We start from the raw sequence: 14094 nt of genomic DNA, 5'->3' as shown, positions 1-14094 counted from the left end.
CGACGGGTCGCGGGGAACGAGACGCTAGGAGCGGGCGATCTTGAGCTCTTCGGCCACCAGGAACGCGAGCTCGAGCGACTGCATGTGGTTCAGGCGCGGGTCGCAGAGCGACTCGTACCGAGTCGACAGCGTCGCCTCGTCGATGTGCTCCGAGCCGCCGAGGCACTCGGTGACGTCGTCGCCCGTGAGCTCCACGTGGATGCCGCCCGGGTGCGTTCCCGCGGCCCGGTGCGCCTCGAAGAAGCCCTTGACCTCGTCGACCACGTCGTCGAAACGACGGGTCTTGTAGCCGTTCGGGGTGGTGAGCCCGTTGCCGTGCATCGGGTCGGTGACCCAGAGCGGAAGTGCGTCGCTGGCCTTGATGGCTTCCAGCAGCGGCGGCAGCGCATCCCGGATCTTGCCCGCACCCATGCGCGTGATGAACGTCAGACGCCCGGGCTCGCGCTCGGGGTCGAGCTTGTCGATGAGGCGCAGCATGTCGTCGGCCGTGGTGGTGGGGCCGAGCTTCACACCGATGGGGTTGCGCACCCGGGAGAGGAAGTCGACGTGCGCGCCGTCGAGCTCGCGCGTGCGCTCCCCGATCCAGATGAAGTGGCTCGAGGTGTTGTACGGCGTGCCGGTGCGCGAGTCGATGCGCGTCATGGGGCGCTCGTAGTCGAACAGCAGGCCCTCGTGGCTCACGTAGAACTCGGTGCGCTTGAGCGCCTCGAAGTCGGCGCCGCACGCCACCATGAACTTCACGGCACGATCGATCTCGCCGGCCAGCTGCTCGTAACGCACGTTGGCCGGATTCGAGGTGAAGCCCTTGTTCCAGTGATGCACCTGGCGCAGGTCGGCGAAACCGCCCTGCGTGAACGCACGGATGAGGTTCAGCGTCGAAGCGGCCATGTGGTAGCCGTCGAGCAGGCGCTTCGGGTTCGCGGTGCGCGACTCGGGCGTGAAGTCGTAGCCGTTCACGATGTCGCCGCGGTACGCGGGCAGCGTGACGTCGCCCCGGGTCTCGGTGTCGCTCGAGCGGGGCTTGGCGAACTGACCCGCCATCCGGCCCATCTTGATGACCGGCATCGAGGCGCCGTAGGTGAGCACCACGGCCATCTGCAGGATGGTCTTCACGCGGTCGCGGATCTGGTCGGCCGTGGCACCCGCGAAGGTCTCGGCGCAGTCGCCGCCCTGCAGGAGGAACGCCTCGCCGCGGGCCGCGGTGGCCAGCCGGGAGCGGAGGTTGTCGACCTCGCCGGCGAACACGAGCGGCGGCAGGGTCGCGATCTCGCGCGACACGGCCTCCACGGCGCCCTGATCGGGCCACTCCGGCTGCTGCTTCACCGGCAGGGTGCGCCAATAGTCCAGACCCGCGATCACCGATTCATCCGCTTCGACGATTTGCTCTGTTGGATCTACCACTGGGATTCCCGTATCTATTTGGCGGCTGCGCGAGGTCTCGCGCGATTCTCCTTGACCGAAGTCGCATAGACGTCCGCGTATTCCTGGCCTCCCAGGCGATGCAGCTCGTACATGATCTCGTCGGTCACGGAGCGGAGGATGAACCGGTCTGATTCCAGTCCCTCGAACCTACTGAAATCTAGTGGCTCGCCGATCACGATGCCAATCCGGCGGATCTTGGGGAGCTTGGTGCCGATGGGCATCACCTTCTCCGTGTCGATCATCGCCACCGGGATGATGGGCACGTGCGCCTCGAGCACCATCCGCGCCACGCCGGTGCGACCGCGGTACAGCTTGGCGTCGGGGCTGCGGGTGCCCTCGGGGTAGATGCCGAGCAGGTCGCCCCGCGCGAGCACCCGGAGCCCGGTGTTCAGCGACGCCTCCGAGGCCTTGCCGCCGGCCCGGTCGATGGGCAGCTGTCCCGACGCGATGAAGAACAGGCGCACCAGGAAGCCCTTGATTCCCTTGCCCGTGAAGTACTCGCTCTTGGCCAGGAACGACACCTGCCGGTCGACCACCACGGGCAGGAACACCGAGTCGCTGAACGAGAGGTGGTTCGAGGCGAGGATGGCGCCGCCGGTGGCCGGGATGTTCTCGAGCCCGATCACCCAGGGCCTGAAGAAGGTCTTCAGCACCGGGGCGATCAGGAGGTACTTGGCCAGGAAGTAGAACATCAGATCGACTCCGCGTACTGACGGGCGAGGTCGGCCGCGCCCACGACGCCCGCGTCGTTGACCAGCTCGGCGATCGCGAATGAGGGCTCAGGATGGTACCCGCGCGCCGGCAGCGTCTCCAGGAACGACTGCCGGATGGGGTCCAGCAGCAGAGCCCCGGCCTGGGCGACCCCGCCGCCGATCACGAACAGCTGCGGGTCGAGCACGGCGCCGAGGCTCGAGCAGGCCTGCCCGATCCAGGTTCCGAGCGTTCGGAGCGCCGACAGGGCTCCCGGGTCGCCGATGGTGACGAGCTCGCTGACGTCGTGCCCGGTGAGCACGCCCTTGCGCTGGCGAACGGATGCGAGCACCTGCCCGATCCCGCCGGCGTCGGCCAGCTCGTTGGCCAGCCTGAGCAGCGCGCGGCCCGAGCCGTACTGCTCGATGCAGCCGTGGGCGCCGCAGCCGCACGGCAGCCCGTTCGGGACGACGCGCATGTGCCCGAGCTCCGCACCGGCGCCGAAGCCGCCTCGGAACAGGCGGTCGCCGCTCACGATCGCGCCGCCCACCCCGGTGCCGATGGTGAGCATCACCATGTCGCTCACCAGTCGGCCGGCGCCGAAGCGGAACTCGGCCCACCCGGCGGCGTTCGCGTCGTTCTCGACGATGATGTGCATCCCGAGCCGCTCCTGCAGCTTCTCTCGGAAGGGCTCGTTGCGCCAGTTGATGTTGGGGGCGTAGTACACCACCGACTGCGAGGAGTCGATGAAGCCCGCGGCGGCCACGCCCACGGCGGCGATCTGCTCGCCCTCGGCGAGGTGCTGCACCATCTCCACCACTGTGTCTTCGATCACCTGGGGCTCGGCGGCGATGGTGGGCCGCCGGTCCTGCCGCACGATGGTGCCGAACTCGTCGACCACGGCGCCGGCGATCTTGGTGCCGCCGATGTCGATGCCGATCGCGCGCATGGTGGTCCTTTCGACGGAGCGCTGCGCCCGGAGAAGCCCCAGGCGCACCAAGTAGAGTGTAGGGGAGTTGAACCTGACCGGTACCGAAGGAGCTGCCGTGGACCAGTATGTGAACCCTCCCGTCGTCGTAGCCGACCCCGAGGCGAACGTGACCGATCTGCTCGTCGAGCGTGTCCGGCTCGCGCCGGACCAGCCGCTGTTCGCCGTGCCCGACGACGGCCTCTGGCGCGACATCAGCGCCGCCGAGTTCCTGGCTCAGGTCACGGCCGTGGCCAAGGGCCTGATCGCCGCGGGCATCGAACCCGGCGACAAGATCGGCCTGATGTGCCACACCCGCTACGAGTGGACGTTGATCGACTTCGCCACCTGGTTCGCCGGTGCGGTGCTGGTGCCGATCTACGAGACCTCCTCCCCCGCGCAGGTGCAGTGGAACCTGAGCGACTCGGGCGCGACCGCCATCATCCTCGAGACCGCCGACCACTTCGCCCGCTTCGACGAGGTGCACGCCGATGTGCCGCTCGTCACCCGCGTGTGGCAGGTCGACCTCGGCGACCTCGACAAGCTCGCCCAGTCAGGGGGCGCGGTCTCCGACGAGGAGGTCGAGCGCCGTCGCAACCTGGCCAAGGGCTCCGACCTGGCGACCCTCATCTACACCTCGGGAACGATGGGGCGGCCCAAGGGCTGCATCCTCACCCACTCCAACTTCGTCGAGCTGAGCCGCAACGCCGCGGTCTCCATGGCCGACGTGCTGGCACCCGGGTCGTCGACGCTGCTGTTCGTCACCACCGCGCACGTCTACGCGCGCTTCATCTCGGTGCTCTCGGTGTACGCCGGGGTGAAGGTGGGGCACGAGTCGAACACGAAGAACCTGCTCCCGGCGCTCGGTTCGTTCAAGCCCACCTTCCTGCTCGCGGTGCCGCGCGTGTTCGAGAAGGTGTACAACTCCTCCGAGCAGAAGGCCGAGGCGGGCGGCAAGGGCAAGATCTTCCGCGCCGCGGCCGCCGTGGCGGTGCTGCACTCCGAAGCGCTCGACGCCGGCAGCGTGCCGCTCGGCCTCAAGCTCCGTTTCGCCGTGCTCGACCGCCTGGTGCTGTCCAAGCTCCGCGCCGCGCTCGGCGGCCGGGTGAAGTACGCGGTGTCGGGCTCGGCCCCGCTCGGCCACCACCTCGGCCACTTCTACCGGAGCCTGGGAGTCAAGATCCTCGAGGGGTACGGCCTCACCGAGACCACCGCGCCGGCCACGGTGAACGTGCCGGAGCAGTTCAAGATCGGCACCGTCGGGCCCGCCCTCCCGGGCGTCGGCGTGAAGATCGCCGACGACGGCGAGATCCTGATCAAGGGCGTCAACGTGTTCGCCGGCTACTGGAACAACCCCGAGGCCACCGCCGAGGTGATGGACGGCGAGTGGTTCAAGTCGGGCGACATCGGCACCCTCGACGACGACGGCTTCCTCACCATCACGGGCCGCAAGAAGGAGATCATCGTCACCGCCGGCGGCAAGAACGTCGCCCCCGCGGTGCTCGAAGACCCCATCCGCGCCAATCCGGTCGTGGGCCAGGTGGTGGTGGTGGGCGACCAGCGCCCCTTCATCTCCGCCCTGGTCACCCTCGACTCCGAGATGCTGCCGGCCTGGCTCGGCAACAACGGTCAGGATGCGACGCTCAGCCTGCAGGCGGCCGCCCAGAACCCGGCGGTGCTGGCCGAGATCCAGCGCGCGGTCGACGAGGCGAACACGCTCGTCTCGCGGGCGGAGTCGATCCGCAAGTTCGTGGTGCTCACCGACGAGTTCACCGAGGAGAGCGGACACCTCACCCCGAAGATGTCGATCAAGCGCAACGTCATCCTGAAGGACTACGCCTCGGCCATCGACGGCATCTACTCCAACGCCCCCGCCACCGAAGGAGTATCCCTCTCCCACTGACCCGTCTCGCCGAGTTGCGCCAAATTGCCCCTATCGCGTGCGATTAGGGGCAATTTGGCGCAACTCGGCGAGACGTCAGAACCAGGAGGACTCGCGCACCTGGCGCATGGCCTCGCGGCGGGAGGGCTTGTCTAAGCGATCGAGGTAGAGCAGGCCGTCGAGGTGGTCGGTCTCGTGCTGGAGCGCCTGGGCTAGCACGCCGGTGCCCTCGATCTCGACCTCGTTGCCGTCGAGGTCGATGCCCCGCACCTTCGCGAACGGGTACCGCGCGGTCTTGAACCACAGGTCGGGCACCGACAGGCAGCCCTCGTCGACGAGCTCGGGCTCGCCGGAGGTCTCGACGAGCACCGGGTTCAGCACGTACCCCACCTGCCCGTCGACGTTGTAGCTGAACGCCCGCAGGTTCACCCCGATCTGCGAGGCGGCGACGCCGGCACGGCCCGGCACCTTCACGCTGTCGAGGAGGTCTTCGACGAGACCCCGCACCCGGTCGTCGATCACGACGATCGGATCGGACACGGTCTTCAGCACGGGGTCGCCGAACAGGCGGATCTCGCGAACAGTCACAGTGGTGCTTTCACTCTCGAATCGGGGATGGAACGGGATGATGCGCTCAGGATGCGGGCGTGACGACGACGATCAGGTCGCCGGCCTCCACCTGCTGCGTGGTGGGCACGGCCAGCCGCGAGACGGTGCCCGCCACCGGCGTGGTGATGGCCGCCTCCATCTTCATGGCCTCGATGGTGGCCACCGGGGCTCCGGCCGCCACCGTGTCGCCCTCGGCCACCTTCAGCGTCACCACGCCGGAGAACGGGGCGGGCACGTGTCCCGGCTTCGCGGCATCCGCCTTCTCGGCCGATTTGGTCTGCACGGTCACCGAGCGGTCGCGCACGTTCACCGGGCGCAGCTGACCGTTGAGCGTGGTCATGACGGTGCGCATGCCCCGCTCGTCGACCTCCCCGATGGCCTCGAGCCCCACGAACAGGCGCACCCCGCGATCGATCTCCACCACGTGCTCGGTGCCCTGCTGCAGCCCGTAGAGGTAGTCGACCGTGTCGACCACCGACAGGTCGCCGAAGAGCTCGCGCAGCTGCTCGAAGGTGCGGGTGGGGCCCGGGAACAGGAGCCGGTTCAGGGTGGCGCGCCGCTCGGAGGCGGCCGCATCCGGAGCGATCGAGGCGAGGTCGGCAGCCTCGACCGGCGTGACCCCCACCTTCACGTCGCGTCCCGCGAGCACCTTGGTGCGGAAGGGCTCCGGCCAGCCGCCGGGGAGCTCGCCGAGCTCGCCCGCCATGAAGCCCACCACCGAGTCGGGGATGTCGTAGTTCTGCGGGTTCTCGGCGAAATCGGCCGGGTCGGCCTTCACGGCGGCGAGGTGCAGCGCGAGGTCGCCCACCACCTTCGACGACGGGGTCACCTTCGGGATGCGCCCGAGGATCTGGTTCGCGGCCGCGTAGAGGTCTTCCACGCGCTCGAAGTCGTCGGCGAGCCCGAGTGCGATGGCCTGCTGCCGCAGGTTCGACAGCTGACCCCCGGGGATCTCGTGCCGGTACACCCGACCGGTGGGGCCGGGCAGCCCCGATTCGAACGGGCTGTAGAGCCGGCGAACGGCCTCCCAGTAAGGCTCGAGATCGCTCACCGCCTCGAGCGACAGGCCCGTGTCGCGCTCGGTGTGCGCGAGGGCGGCCACCAGAGCGGATGCGCTGGGCTGGCTGGTCGTGCCGGCCATCGGCGCGCTCGCCACATCCACCGCGTCGGCTCCCGCCGCACTCGCGGCGAGGAGCGTGGCCAGCTGACCGCCGGCCGTGTCGTGGGTGTGCACGTGCACCGGCAGGTCGAACCGCTCGCGGAACGCCGACACGAGCGTCGCGGCCGCCGCCGGACGCAGCAGTCCCGCCATGTCCTTGACGGCGAGCACGTGCGCCCCGGCCGAGACGATGTCGTCGGCGAGCCGCAGGTAGTAGTCGAGCGTGTAGAGGTCTTCGGCCGGGTCGAGCAGGTCTCCGGTGTAGCAGACCGCCACCTCGGCGATGGTGGAACCCGTGGCGAGCACCGACTCGATCGCAGGACGCATCTGCGACACGTCGTTCAGCGCGTCGAAGATGCGGAAGACGTCGACCCCGGTGGCGGCGGCCTCGCGCACGAACGCATCGGTCACCTCGGTGGGGTACGGCGTGTAGCCGACCGTGTTGCGACCGCGCAGCAACATCTGGATGGCCACGTTGGGCAGCGCCTCGCGGAGTGCGGCCAGCCGCTCCCACGGGTCTTCGCCGAGGAAGCGCAGCGCCACGTCGTAGGTGGCGCCGCCCCACGCCTCAACGCTCAGCAGCTCGGGGGTGAGGCGGGCCACGTACGGCGCCACCGCGAGCAGGTCGCGGGTGCGCACGCGGGTGGCGAGCAGCGACTGATGCGCGTCGCGCATGGTGGTCTCGGTGACGGCCAGGGCGGTCTGGGCGCGGAGGGCGCGGGCGAAGCCCTCTGGTCCGAGCTCGAGCAGGCGCTGCCGGGAGCCGGCCGGGGCGGGAGTCGACAGATCGATGGCCGGCAGCTTGTCGACCGGGCGCACCGTGACCGTGCGGGGGCCGTTCTGCTGGTTCACGGTCACATCCGCCAGCCAGTTCAAGATCTTCGTGCCGCGGTCTTTCGAGGGGTGCCCGGCGAGCAGCTGGGGACGCTCGTCGATGAAGCTCGTGCTGAGGTCGCCGGCGGCGAACGCCGGGTCGTCGAGCACGCCCTGCAGGAACGGGATGTTCGTCGACACACCCCGGATGCGGAACTCGGCCAGAGCGCGCCTGGCCCGTCGCACCGCGGCCGGGAAGTCGCGCCCGCGGCAGGTCATCTTGGCGAGCATCGAATCGAAGTGGGGGCTGATCTGGGCACCCACGTCGACGGTGCCGCCGTCGAGCCGCACCCCCGCGCCGCCCGGTGAGCGGTAGGCGGCGATCTTGCCCGTGTCGGGCCGGAAACCGGCAGTGGGGTCTTCGGTGGTGATTCGGCACTGCAGCGCGGCACCGTGCAGCCGGATGGTGTCCTGCGTGAGCCCGATGTCGGCCAGCGCCACCCCGCTCGCCACGAGCATCTGCGACTGCACGAGATCGACGTCGGTGACCTCCTCGGTCACGGTGTGCTCGACCTGGATGCGCGGGTTCATCTCGATGAACACGTGCTGCCCCGCACGCTCCCCCACCGTGTCGACCAGGAACTCGACCGTGCCCGCGTTCACGTAGCCGATCGAACGGGCGAATCTGATGGCGTCGGAGTGAAGGGCGGCCCGCAGCTCGTCGCTGATGTTCGGGGCCGGGGCGATCTCGACGACCTTCTGGTTGCGGCGCTGCACCGAGCAGTCGCGCTCGAACAGGTGCAGGGTCGCCCCGGTGCTGTCGGCGAGGATCTGCACCTCGATGTGCCGCGGCCGGAGCACGGCCTGTTCGAGGAACATCGTCGAGTCGCCGAATGCGCTGTCGGCCTCGCGCATGGCGGCCTCGAGCGCACCGCGCAGCTCCTCCCGGGTCTCGACCCGGCGCATCCCCCGCCCGCCACCACCGGCGACCGCCTTGGCGAACACGGGGAAGCCGATGGCGTCGGCGCCGGCCAGCAGCTCCTCGATGTCGCGCGTGGCCGGGGTGGAGGCCAGCACGGGCACGCCGGCCGCGATGGCGTGCTCCTTCGCGGTGACCTTGTTGCCCGCCATCTCGAGCACGTGCTCGCCGGGCCCGATGAAGGTGATGCCGTTCTCGGCGGCCGCACGGGCCAGCTCGGGGTTCTCGGAGAGGAAGCCGTACCCCGGGTAGATGGCGTCGGCACCGGACTCCTTCGCCACGCGGATGATCTCGGCCACGTCGAGGTAGGCCCGCACCGGATGCCCCACCTCGCCGATCTGGTAGGCCTCGTCGGCCTTCAGCCGGTGCATCGAGTTGCGGTCTTCGTACGGGAAGACGGCGACCGTCTTCGCCCCCAGTTCGTACGCGGCCCGAAAGGCCCGGATCGCGATCTCCCCGCGGTTGGCGACCAGAATCTTCGAGAACATGGAGACCTTTCAGGCGCATGCGCGTACAGCGAACAGTTAGGTTCTCCAAGCCTAGTGAAGGTAACGTTGTCGACTGTGCATGTACTCAGCGTCTCTTCCCTCAAGGGTGGTGTGGGCAAGACCACAGTGACGCTCGGGCTCGCTTCCGCCGCGTTCGCCAAGGGCCTCCGCACCCTCGTCGTCGACCTCGACCCGCAGTCCGACGTGTCGACGGGCATGGACATCCGTGTGGCCGGCCACCTCAACGTGGCCGACGTGCTCGCCTCGCCGAAGGAGAAGGTCGTGCGTGCGGCCATCGCTCCCTCGGGGTGGACGAAAGACCGCGGCGGCAAGATCGACGTTCTGATCGGCAGCCCCTCGGCACTCAACTTCGACGGCCCGCACCCGTCCATCCGCGACATCTGGAAACTCGAAGAAGCTCTCGCCACCGTCGAGAGCGAGTACGACCTCGTGCTCATCGACTGTGCTCCGTCACTGAACGCCCTCACCCGCACCGCGTGGGCGGCGTCCGACCGGGTGACGGTCGTCACCGAGCCCGGCCTGTTCTCGGTGGCCGCGGCCGACCGTGCCCTCCGCGCGATCGAGGAGATCCGCCGCGGACTCTCCCCCCGGCTGCAGCCGCTCGGCATCATCGTGAACCGCGTGCGGTCGCAGTCGCTCGAGCACCAGTTCCGCATCAAGGAGCTGCGCGACATGTTCGGGCCGCTCGTGCTCTCACCCCAGCTGCCCGAGCGCACCTCGTTGCAGCAGGCGCAGGGCGCGGCCAAGCCGCTGCACGTGTGGCCCGGCGAGGGCGCCCAGGAGATGGCGCGCAACTTCGACCTGCTGCTCGAGCGCGTGATGCGCACGGGTCGCGTGGGCGAGTACGCCGACGCCAAGGCCTGACCTCACGCCCATCCGTCAGAAGAGCTCCTCTGAATCGAATTCAGGGGGGCTTTTGTGACGGGTCGGCGAGTGCCTAGGAGATCTTGCGGGTGGCGCGGCGCGCAGCCAGCTCGTCGGCCGGGTCGGCGACCACGGAGTCGAGGTCGACCAGCGAGTTCTCCACCTCGCGCAGCACCTTGCCCACGGCGATGCCGAACACGCCCTGCCCGCGGCTGACGAGGTCGATCACCTCGTCGTTGGAGGTGCACAGGTAGACGCTCGCACCGTCGGACATCAGCGTGGTCTGAGCCAGGTCGTTGATGCCCGACTCCCGCAGCTGATTGATGGCCGTGCGGATCTGCTGGAGCGAGATTCCGGTGTCGAGGAGGCGCTTCACGAGCTTGAGCACCAGGATGTCGCGGAAGCCGTAGAGACGCTGCGAGCCCGAACCGGCAGCACCGCGCACGGTGGGCTCCACCAGGGCGGTGCGCGCCCAGTAGTCGAGCTGGCGGTAGGTGATGCCGGCGGCGCGGGCCGCTACGGCACCGCGGTAGCCGTTCGCCCCGTCGAGATCGGGCATTCCGTCGGTGAAGAGGAGGCCGAGGTCGTAGCGAGAATCGTCGTCCTGGCTGAGCTCGCTCATCGGGGCCTTCCGTCGTCGCGTGCAGCCGGAATCGGATGCCACAACCCAACGGTATCGAGGGCGACCGCCCGGAGCAACGACCGTGGCGATTGCGGCCCCGGCGTGTCGCGCATCGGAACCCGATCGTGACCGCAGGTCGACGAGCGGAAACCGGTCACGGAACGATGCGGCTGAGCGCCGAACGGATGAGGCTCGACCGCACCACCTCGAGCTGCCCGGCGATCTCCACCGCCAGTTCGGCGGCCTTGGCCCGGCTGGAGGGGTCGCGCCGACGCGCCACCGGCATCAGAGCGCTCTCGATCAGGCCAAGTTCCCGTTCCGCCGCCTGGCGGAATCCGCGCAGATGCCGTGGTTCGATGCCGCTGCGCTGCAGTTCCACCAGGGCCTTCAGCACGACCAGCGAGTCTTCGCCGTAGGCGTCCGCCGGAGCGAGCACCGATGCGGAGAACGCATCCTGAACCAGCATCGGCGTGGCCCCGGCCTCGCGGGTGAGTTCGTCGCGACTGAGGCGGCGACCGGACTGCAGGATGGACGCGCCACCCGGCACCCCGGCCCCGGGCATCGGCGGGTTGAGCCCGGCGTCGACGTCGGCGAGATAGTCCTTGATCACCGCGAGCGGCAGATAGCAGTCCCGCTGCAGCGTGAGGATGAGCTTCAGCCGGCTGAGGTCATTGGGTGAGAACTTGCGATAGCCCGACGGGGTGCGCGCGGGATGCACGAGGCCGCGTTCTTCGAGGAAGCGCAGCTTCGACGGCGTGAGGTCGGGGAAGTCGGCGGTGAGCTTGGAGAGCACCTGACCGATGCCGAGAAGCGGCGCCTGGGCCTGCTGCCCGGGCGCTGGAGCGGCGTTCGGCACTACTCGCCCGCGGAGGTCACCACGTCGATACGTGATGGGTAGAACGTGAGGCGGAACTTGCCGATCTGCACTTCGGCCCCGTCGTCCAGCAGTGCCTCTTCGATGCGGGCGCCTCCGACGTAGGTGCCGTTCAGCGAACCCAGGTCGCGCACGATGAAGGTGTGGCCGTGGCGGGAGAATTCGGCGTGCCGACGGGAGACCGTGACGTCGTCGAGGAAGATGTCGGCGTTGGGGTGACGGCCCGCCGTGCTGGTGGCCGTGTCGAGCAGGAACCGGGCACCCGCGTTGGGCCCGCGGCGCACGATGAGCAACGCCGAACCCGACGGCAGGGCCGCGATCGAATCGAGCTCCTCGGAGCTGACACCACCCTCGAGGGCGGCCAACTGGGCGGCGAACTCCCCCGTCAGCGACAGCGTCGTGTCGCCCGTGGTGGTGGGCACCGTGATGATGCGGGTCGTGTTCTCGTCGTTCGTGCTGCTCGTCATCCGTCTGCCCTCCTTGCTCCGACCAGCGTAGTCGATTCGGGGTGGCGCTGAACCCGCGAATCTGCCGAGCACACGATGAGCGCCTTCACTAGGATTCCCCCATGTTCCCCTTGATGGTGTCGGCATGGGTTCTGGCGGCGAGCTGCCTCCTCACGTGGGTGCTGTCGCTGGTGACGCGGGAGTATTCCTGGGTCGACCGGCTGTGGTCGATCATCCCGGTCGTCTACGTGTGGATCTTCGCCGGGGCGAGCGGTTTCGCCGACCTCAGGCTGATGCTCATGGCCCTGGTGGTCACCCTGTGGGGCGCCAGGCTCACCTTCAACTTCTCCCGAAAGGGTGGATACGCTCCCGGCGGCGAGGACTACCGCTGGGGCGTGCTGCAACGACGGATGTCTCCGGCCGCGTTCCAGGCGTTCAACCTGCTCTTCATCACGGTCGTCCAGAACGGGGTGCTCTGGCTCATCGCGATGCCGGCCTATCTGGCTTATCAGCACCGCGCCACGCCGTTCGGGGTGTGGGACGTCGTGCTGCTGGCACTGTTCCTCGCGGCGCTCGCGGGCGAGACGGTCGCCGACGGCCAGCAGTGGCGGTTCCACCTCGCCAAGCACGCCGCCGCGGCGGCCGGCCGGCCGCTCGAGCCGCCGTTCCTCACCGCAGGGCTCTTCCGTCTCAGCCGCCATCCCAACTACTTCTTCGAACTGGCCCAGTGGTATCTCTTCTTCGGCATCGGCGCCCTGAGCGCCGGCTCGGTGCTGCAGTGGCCGGCCGCCGGGCCGCTGCTGCTCACCGTGATCTTCATCGGGTCGACCCTCTTCACCGAGAGCATCTCGCGCGCGAAGTACCCCGCCTACGACTCCTACCGCCGAACCACGTCGGCGCTCGTCCCCTGGTTTCCCAGGAGGACGAGCGCCGATGAGGCGGCGGGTGCGGCCGCTAGTTGAACTCGAGGGGGTTCGTGCCGTTCCGGCCGTCCTCCCCGCGGTCGAGCGTCTGGATGGTGGCGATCTCGGCGGCCGACAGCTCGAAGTCGAGCACGTCGAAGTTCTGGGCCATCCGGTCGCGGTTGTTGCTCTTCGGGATCACGATGTTGCCCACGTCGAGGTGCCAGCGGATGATCGTCTGCGGAACGGTCTTGCCGTGCGCCTCGGCGATGGCGGCGAGCTCGGGCGACTCGTTGATGCGGCCCTGGCCGAGCGGGCCCCAGGCCTCGATGGCGATGCCCTGCTCGGCCGCGAAGGCGCGGAGCTCGGCCTGCTGGAAGTCGACGTGCAGCTCGACCTGGTCGACGGCCGGCACGACACCGGTCTCGGCGATCAGGCGCTCGAGGTGGTCGACGGTGAAGTTCGACACGCCGATGGCCTTCGCCCGCCCCGACTCGGCGATCTCGATCAGGCCGCGCCAGGCGTCGACGTAGGTGTCGCGCTCGGGCGTGGGCCAGTGGATCAGGTACAGGTCGACGTAGTCGGTGCGCAGACGGGCGAGGCTCTTCTCGAAGGCCTCGACCGGGCGCGTCTGGTCGTCGTTCCAGAGCTTGGTGGTGATGAAGAGGTCTTCGCGCGCGATGCCCGACTCGTGCACGGCATGGCCGACGCCCTCTTCGTTCTGGTAGATCTTCGCGGTGTCGAGGTGGCGGTAGCCCACCTCGAGCGCGTCGCGCACGACTCGGTTCGTCTTGTCGGGGTCGACCTTGAATACTCCGAAACCGAGCTGCGGGATGGTGGTTCCGTTGTTCAGGAAGACCGTGGGAACAGCGTTTTCAGTCATCTCACCAGCCTATGACGATGGCTCCGACTCCGCCTGATCGTCGGCCACGAGACTGCGCACGATCAAGTCGAGCACGGCCTCGCCGTAGGCATCGGCTGCCGAGAGCGCCTCGAACGTACGCGGTTCGCCCCGGATGATCGCGGTCACGAGGTAGAGCACCTCGTCGTCGAGGCGCTCGGCGACGAGCGACACGAAACCGTCGCGCAGCAGCTCGCGGAGCTGTTCCTCCCGGGGCAGCCACAGCGTGTCCCCGAGGTCGACGGAGTCCAGTGCCCACTCCGTGGTGCCGTTGAACCCGATCAGGGTGCCCCCGGGATGCTCGTGCACCTCGGCGGTCATCTCACTCACCGTGTACACCTCGTCTCCGGCCTCCACCGACTCGATCACGAAACCGTCGCCCGAGCGGGGGTGCCAGCGGAGCCCAGCGGTGCGCAGGGCCCGGGCGAGCACGATGGAGATCATCCCCCCATCAT

Annotated in this window: 13 protein-coding genes; 3 read left to right on the top strand and 10 right to left on the bottom strand. The window is 68.9% G+C overall.

Features of this window, described 5'->3' with window-relative positions:
* Window positions 1-24: 24 nt before the first annotated feature.
* Genes ACEXOR_RS11435 through ACEXOR_RS11425 form a run of 3 tightly spaced genes read right to left on the bottom strand, consistent with a single transcriptional unit; the run spans window position 25 to window position 3061 of the window.
* On the bottom strand, window positions 25-1359 hold the full coding sequence (locus tag ACEXOR_RS11435) for a class II 3-deoxy-7-phosphoheptulonate synthase (protein WP_374849763.1): 1335 nt from the start codon (window positions 1357-1359) through the stop codon (window positions 25-27).
* Window positions 1360-1415: 56 nt separating this feature from the next.
* Window positions 1416-2114, bottom strand: a complete 699-nt coding sequence (locus ACEXOR_RS11430) for a lysophospholipid acyltransferase family protein (RefSeq protein ID WP_374849762.1) — start codon at window positions 2112-2114, stop codon at window positions 1416-1418.
* A complete protein-coding gene (locus tag ACEXOR_RS11425) occupies window positions 2114-3061 on the bottom strand; it encodes an ROK family glucokinase (protein ID WP_374849761.1) in 948 nt (315 codons plus the stop codon). Before ACEXOR_RS11425 ends, ACEXOR_RS11430 begins: the two co-directional genes overlap by 1 nt.
* Window positions 3062-3158: 97 nt before the next feature.
* Between ACEXOR_RS11425 and ACEXOR_RS11420 the strand changes: the two genes are divergently transcribed.
* On the top strand, window positions 3159-4982 hold the full coding sequence (locus ACEXOR_RS11420) for an AMP-dependent synthetase/ligase (protein WP_374849760.1): 1824 nt from the start codon (window positions 3159-3161) through the stop codon (window positions 4980-4982).
* 75 nt (window positions 4983-5057) lie between these two features.
* Here the strand turns inward: ACEXOR_RS11420 and def are convergent, their stop codons facing one another.
* Together def and ACEXOR_RS11410 are read right to left on the bottom strand one after the other, a co-directional pair.
* The gene (gene def / locus ACEXOR_RS11415) at window positions 5058-5549 is read right to left on the bottom strand and encodes a peptide deformylase (protein ID WP_374849759.1); all 492 of its coding nucleotides are present in this window, start codon (window positions 5547-5549) and stop codon (window positions 5058-5060) included.
* A 46-nt stretch (window positions 5550-5595) separates the two neighbouring features.
* Window positions 5596-9009: a pyruvate carboxylase gene (locus ACEXOR_RS11410; RefSeq protein ID WP_374849758.1), complete on the bottom strand. Its 3414-nt coding sequence runs from the start codon at window positions 9007-9009 to the stop codon at window positions 5596-5598.
* A gap of 75 nt (window positions 9010-9084) precedes the next feature.
* Here ACEXOR_RS11410 and ACEXOR_RS11405 point away from each other — a divergent pair, with 75 nt between their 5' ends.
* The gene (locus ACEXOR_RS11405) at window positions 9085-9894 is read left to right on the top strand and encodes a ParA family protein (protein WP_374849757.1); all 810 of its coding nucleotides are present in this window, start codon (window positions 9085-9087) and stop codon (window positions 9892-9894) included.
* 73 nt (window positions 9895-9967) lie between these two features.
* On the opposite strand, the gene ACEXOR_RS11400 is transcribed toward ACEXOR_RS11405, so the two are convergent.
* The 3 genes from ACEXOR_RS11400 to ACEXOR_RS11390 form a co-directional block, all read right to left on the bottom strand.
* Window positions 9968-10516 (bottom strand): MerR family transcriptional regulator, encoded by a 549-nt coding sequence (locus tag ACEXOR_RS11400; RefSeq protein ID WP_374849756.1) that lies wholly within the window; start codon window positions 10514-10516, stop codon window positions 9968-9970.
* Window positions 10517-10670: 154 nt separating this feature from the next.
* On the bottom strand, window positions 10671-11372 hold the full coding sequence (ftsR, locus tag ACEXOR_RS11395) for a transcriptional regulator FtsR (protein WP_374849755.1): 702 nt from the start codon (window positions 11370-11372) through the stop codon (window positions 10671-10673).
* Window positions 11372-11857 carry an FHA domain-containing protein gene (locus tag ACEXOR_RS11390; protein WP_374849754.1) on the bottom strand — a complete coding sequence of 162 codons (486 nt, stop codon included), beginning with the start codon at window positions 11855-11857 and terminating at the stop codon, window positions 11372-11374. The genes ftsR and ACEXOR_RS11390 overlap by 1 nt, the downstream gene beginning before the upstream one ends.
* Before the next feature lie 101 nt (window positions 11858-11958).
* On the opposite strand from ACEXOR_RS11390, the gene ACEXOR_RS11385 reads away from it, so the two are divergent.
* Window positions 11959-12798, top strand: a complete 840-nt coding sequence (locus ACEXOR_RS11385) for a DUF1295 domain-containing protein (RefSeq protein ID WP_374849753.1) — start codon at window positions 11959-11961, stop codon at window positions 12796-12798.
* Here the strand turns inward: ACEXOR_RS11385 and ACEXOR_RS11380 are convergent.
* On the bottom strand, window positions 12791-13621 hold the full coding sequence (locus tag ACEXOR_RS11380) for an aldo/keto reductase (protein ID WP_374849752.1): 831 nt from the start codon (window positions 13619-13621) through the stop codon (window positions 12791-12793). The two genes, ACEXOR_RS11385 and ACEXOR_RS11380, sit on opposite strands and share 8 nt — an antisense overlap.
* A 9-nt stretch (window positions 13622-13630) precedes the next feature.
* Window positions 13631-14083: a pilus assembly protein CpaE gene (locus ACEXOR_RS11375; protein ID WP_374849751.1), complete on the bottom strand. Its 453-nt coding sequence runs from the start codon at window positions 14081-14083 to the stop codon at window positions 13631-13633.
* Between the last annotated feature and the right edge of the window lie 11 nt (window positions 14084-14094).

This window comes from Herbiconiux liangxiaofengii (assembly GCF_041927335.1).
Taxonomy (GTDB): Bacteria; Actinomycetota; Actinomycetes; order Actinomycetales; family Microbacteriaceae; genus Herbiconiux; species Herbiconiux liangxiaofengii.
The sequence above is the reverse complement of the archived record's forward strand: the minus strand, read 5'-3'. Positions and strand labels throughout refer to the sequence as shown.

Excerpts from the sequence above, each read along its gene's own strand:
- ACEXOR_RS11430 (WP_374849762.1), bottom strand. The coding sequence starts at position 2,114 with ATGTTCTACTTCCTGGCCAAGTACCTCCTGATCGCCCCGGTGCTGAAG.
- ACEXOR_RS11425 (WP_374849761.1), bottom strand. The coding sequence starts at position 3,061 with ATGCGCGCGATCGGCATCGACATCGGCGGCACCAAGATCGCCGGCGCC.
- ACEXOR_RS11410 (WP_374849758.1), bottom strand. The coding sequence starts at position 9,009 with ATGTTCTCGAAGATTCTGGTCGCCAACCGCGGGGAGATCGCGATCCGG.
- ACEXOR_RS11400 (WP_374849756.1), bottom strand. The coding sequence starts at position 10,516 with ATGAGCGAGCTCAGCCAGGACGACGATTCTCGCTACGACCTCGGCCTC.
- ACEXOR_RS11390 (WP_374849754.1), bottom strand. The coding sequence starts at position 11,857 with ATGACGAGCAGCACGAACGACGAGAACACGACCCGCATCATCACGGTG.
- ACEXOR_RS11385 (WP_374849753.1), top strand. The coding sequence starts at position 11,959 with ATGTTCCCCTTGATGGTGTCGGCATGGGTTCTGGCGGCGAGCTGCCTC.
- ACEXOR_RS11380 (WP_374849752.1), bottom strand. The coding sequence starts at position 13,621 with ATGACTGAAAACGCTGTTCCCACGGTCTTCCTGAACAACGGAACCACC.
- ACEXOR_RS11375 (WP_374849751.1), bottom strand. The coding sequence starts at position 14,083 with ATGATCTCCATCGTGCTCGCCCGGGCCCTGCGCACCGCTGGGCTCCGC.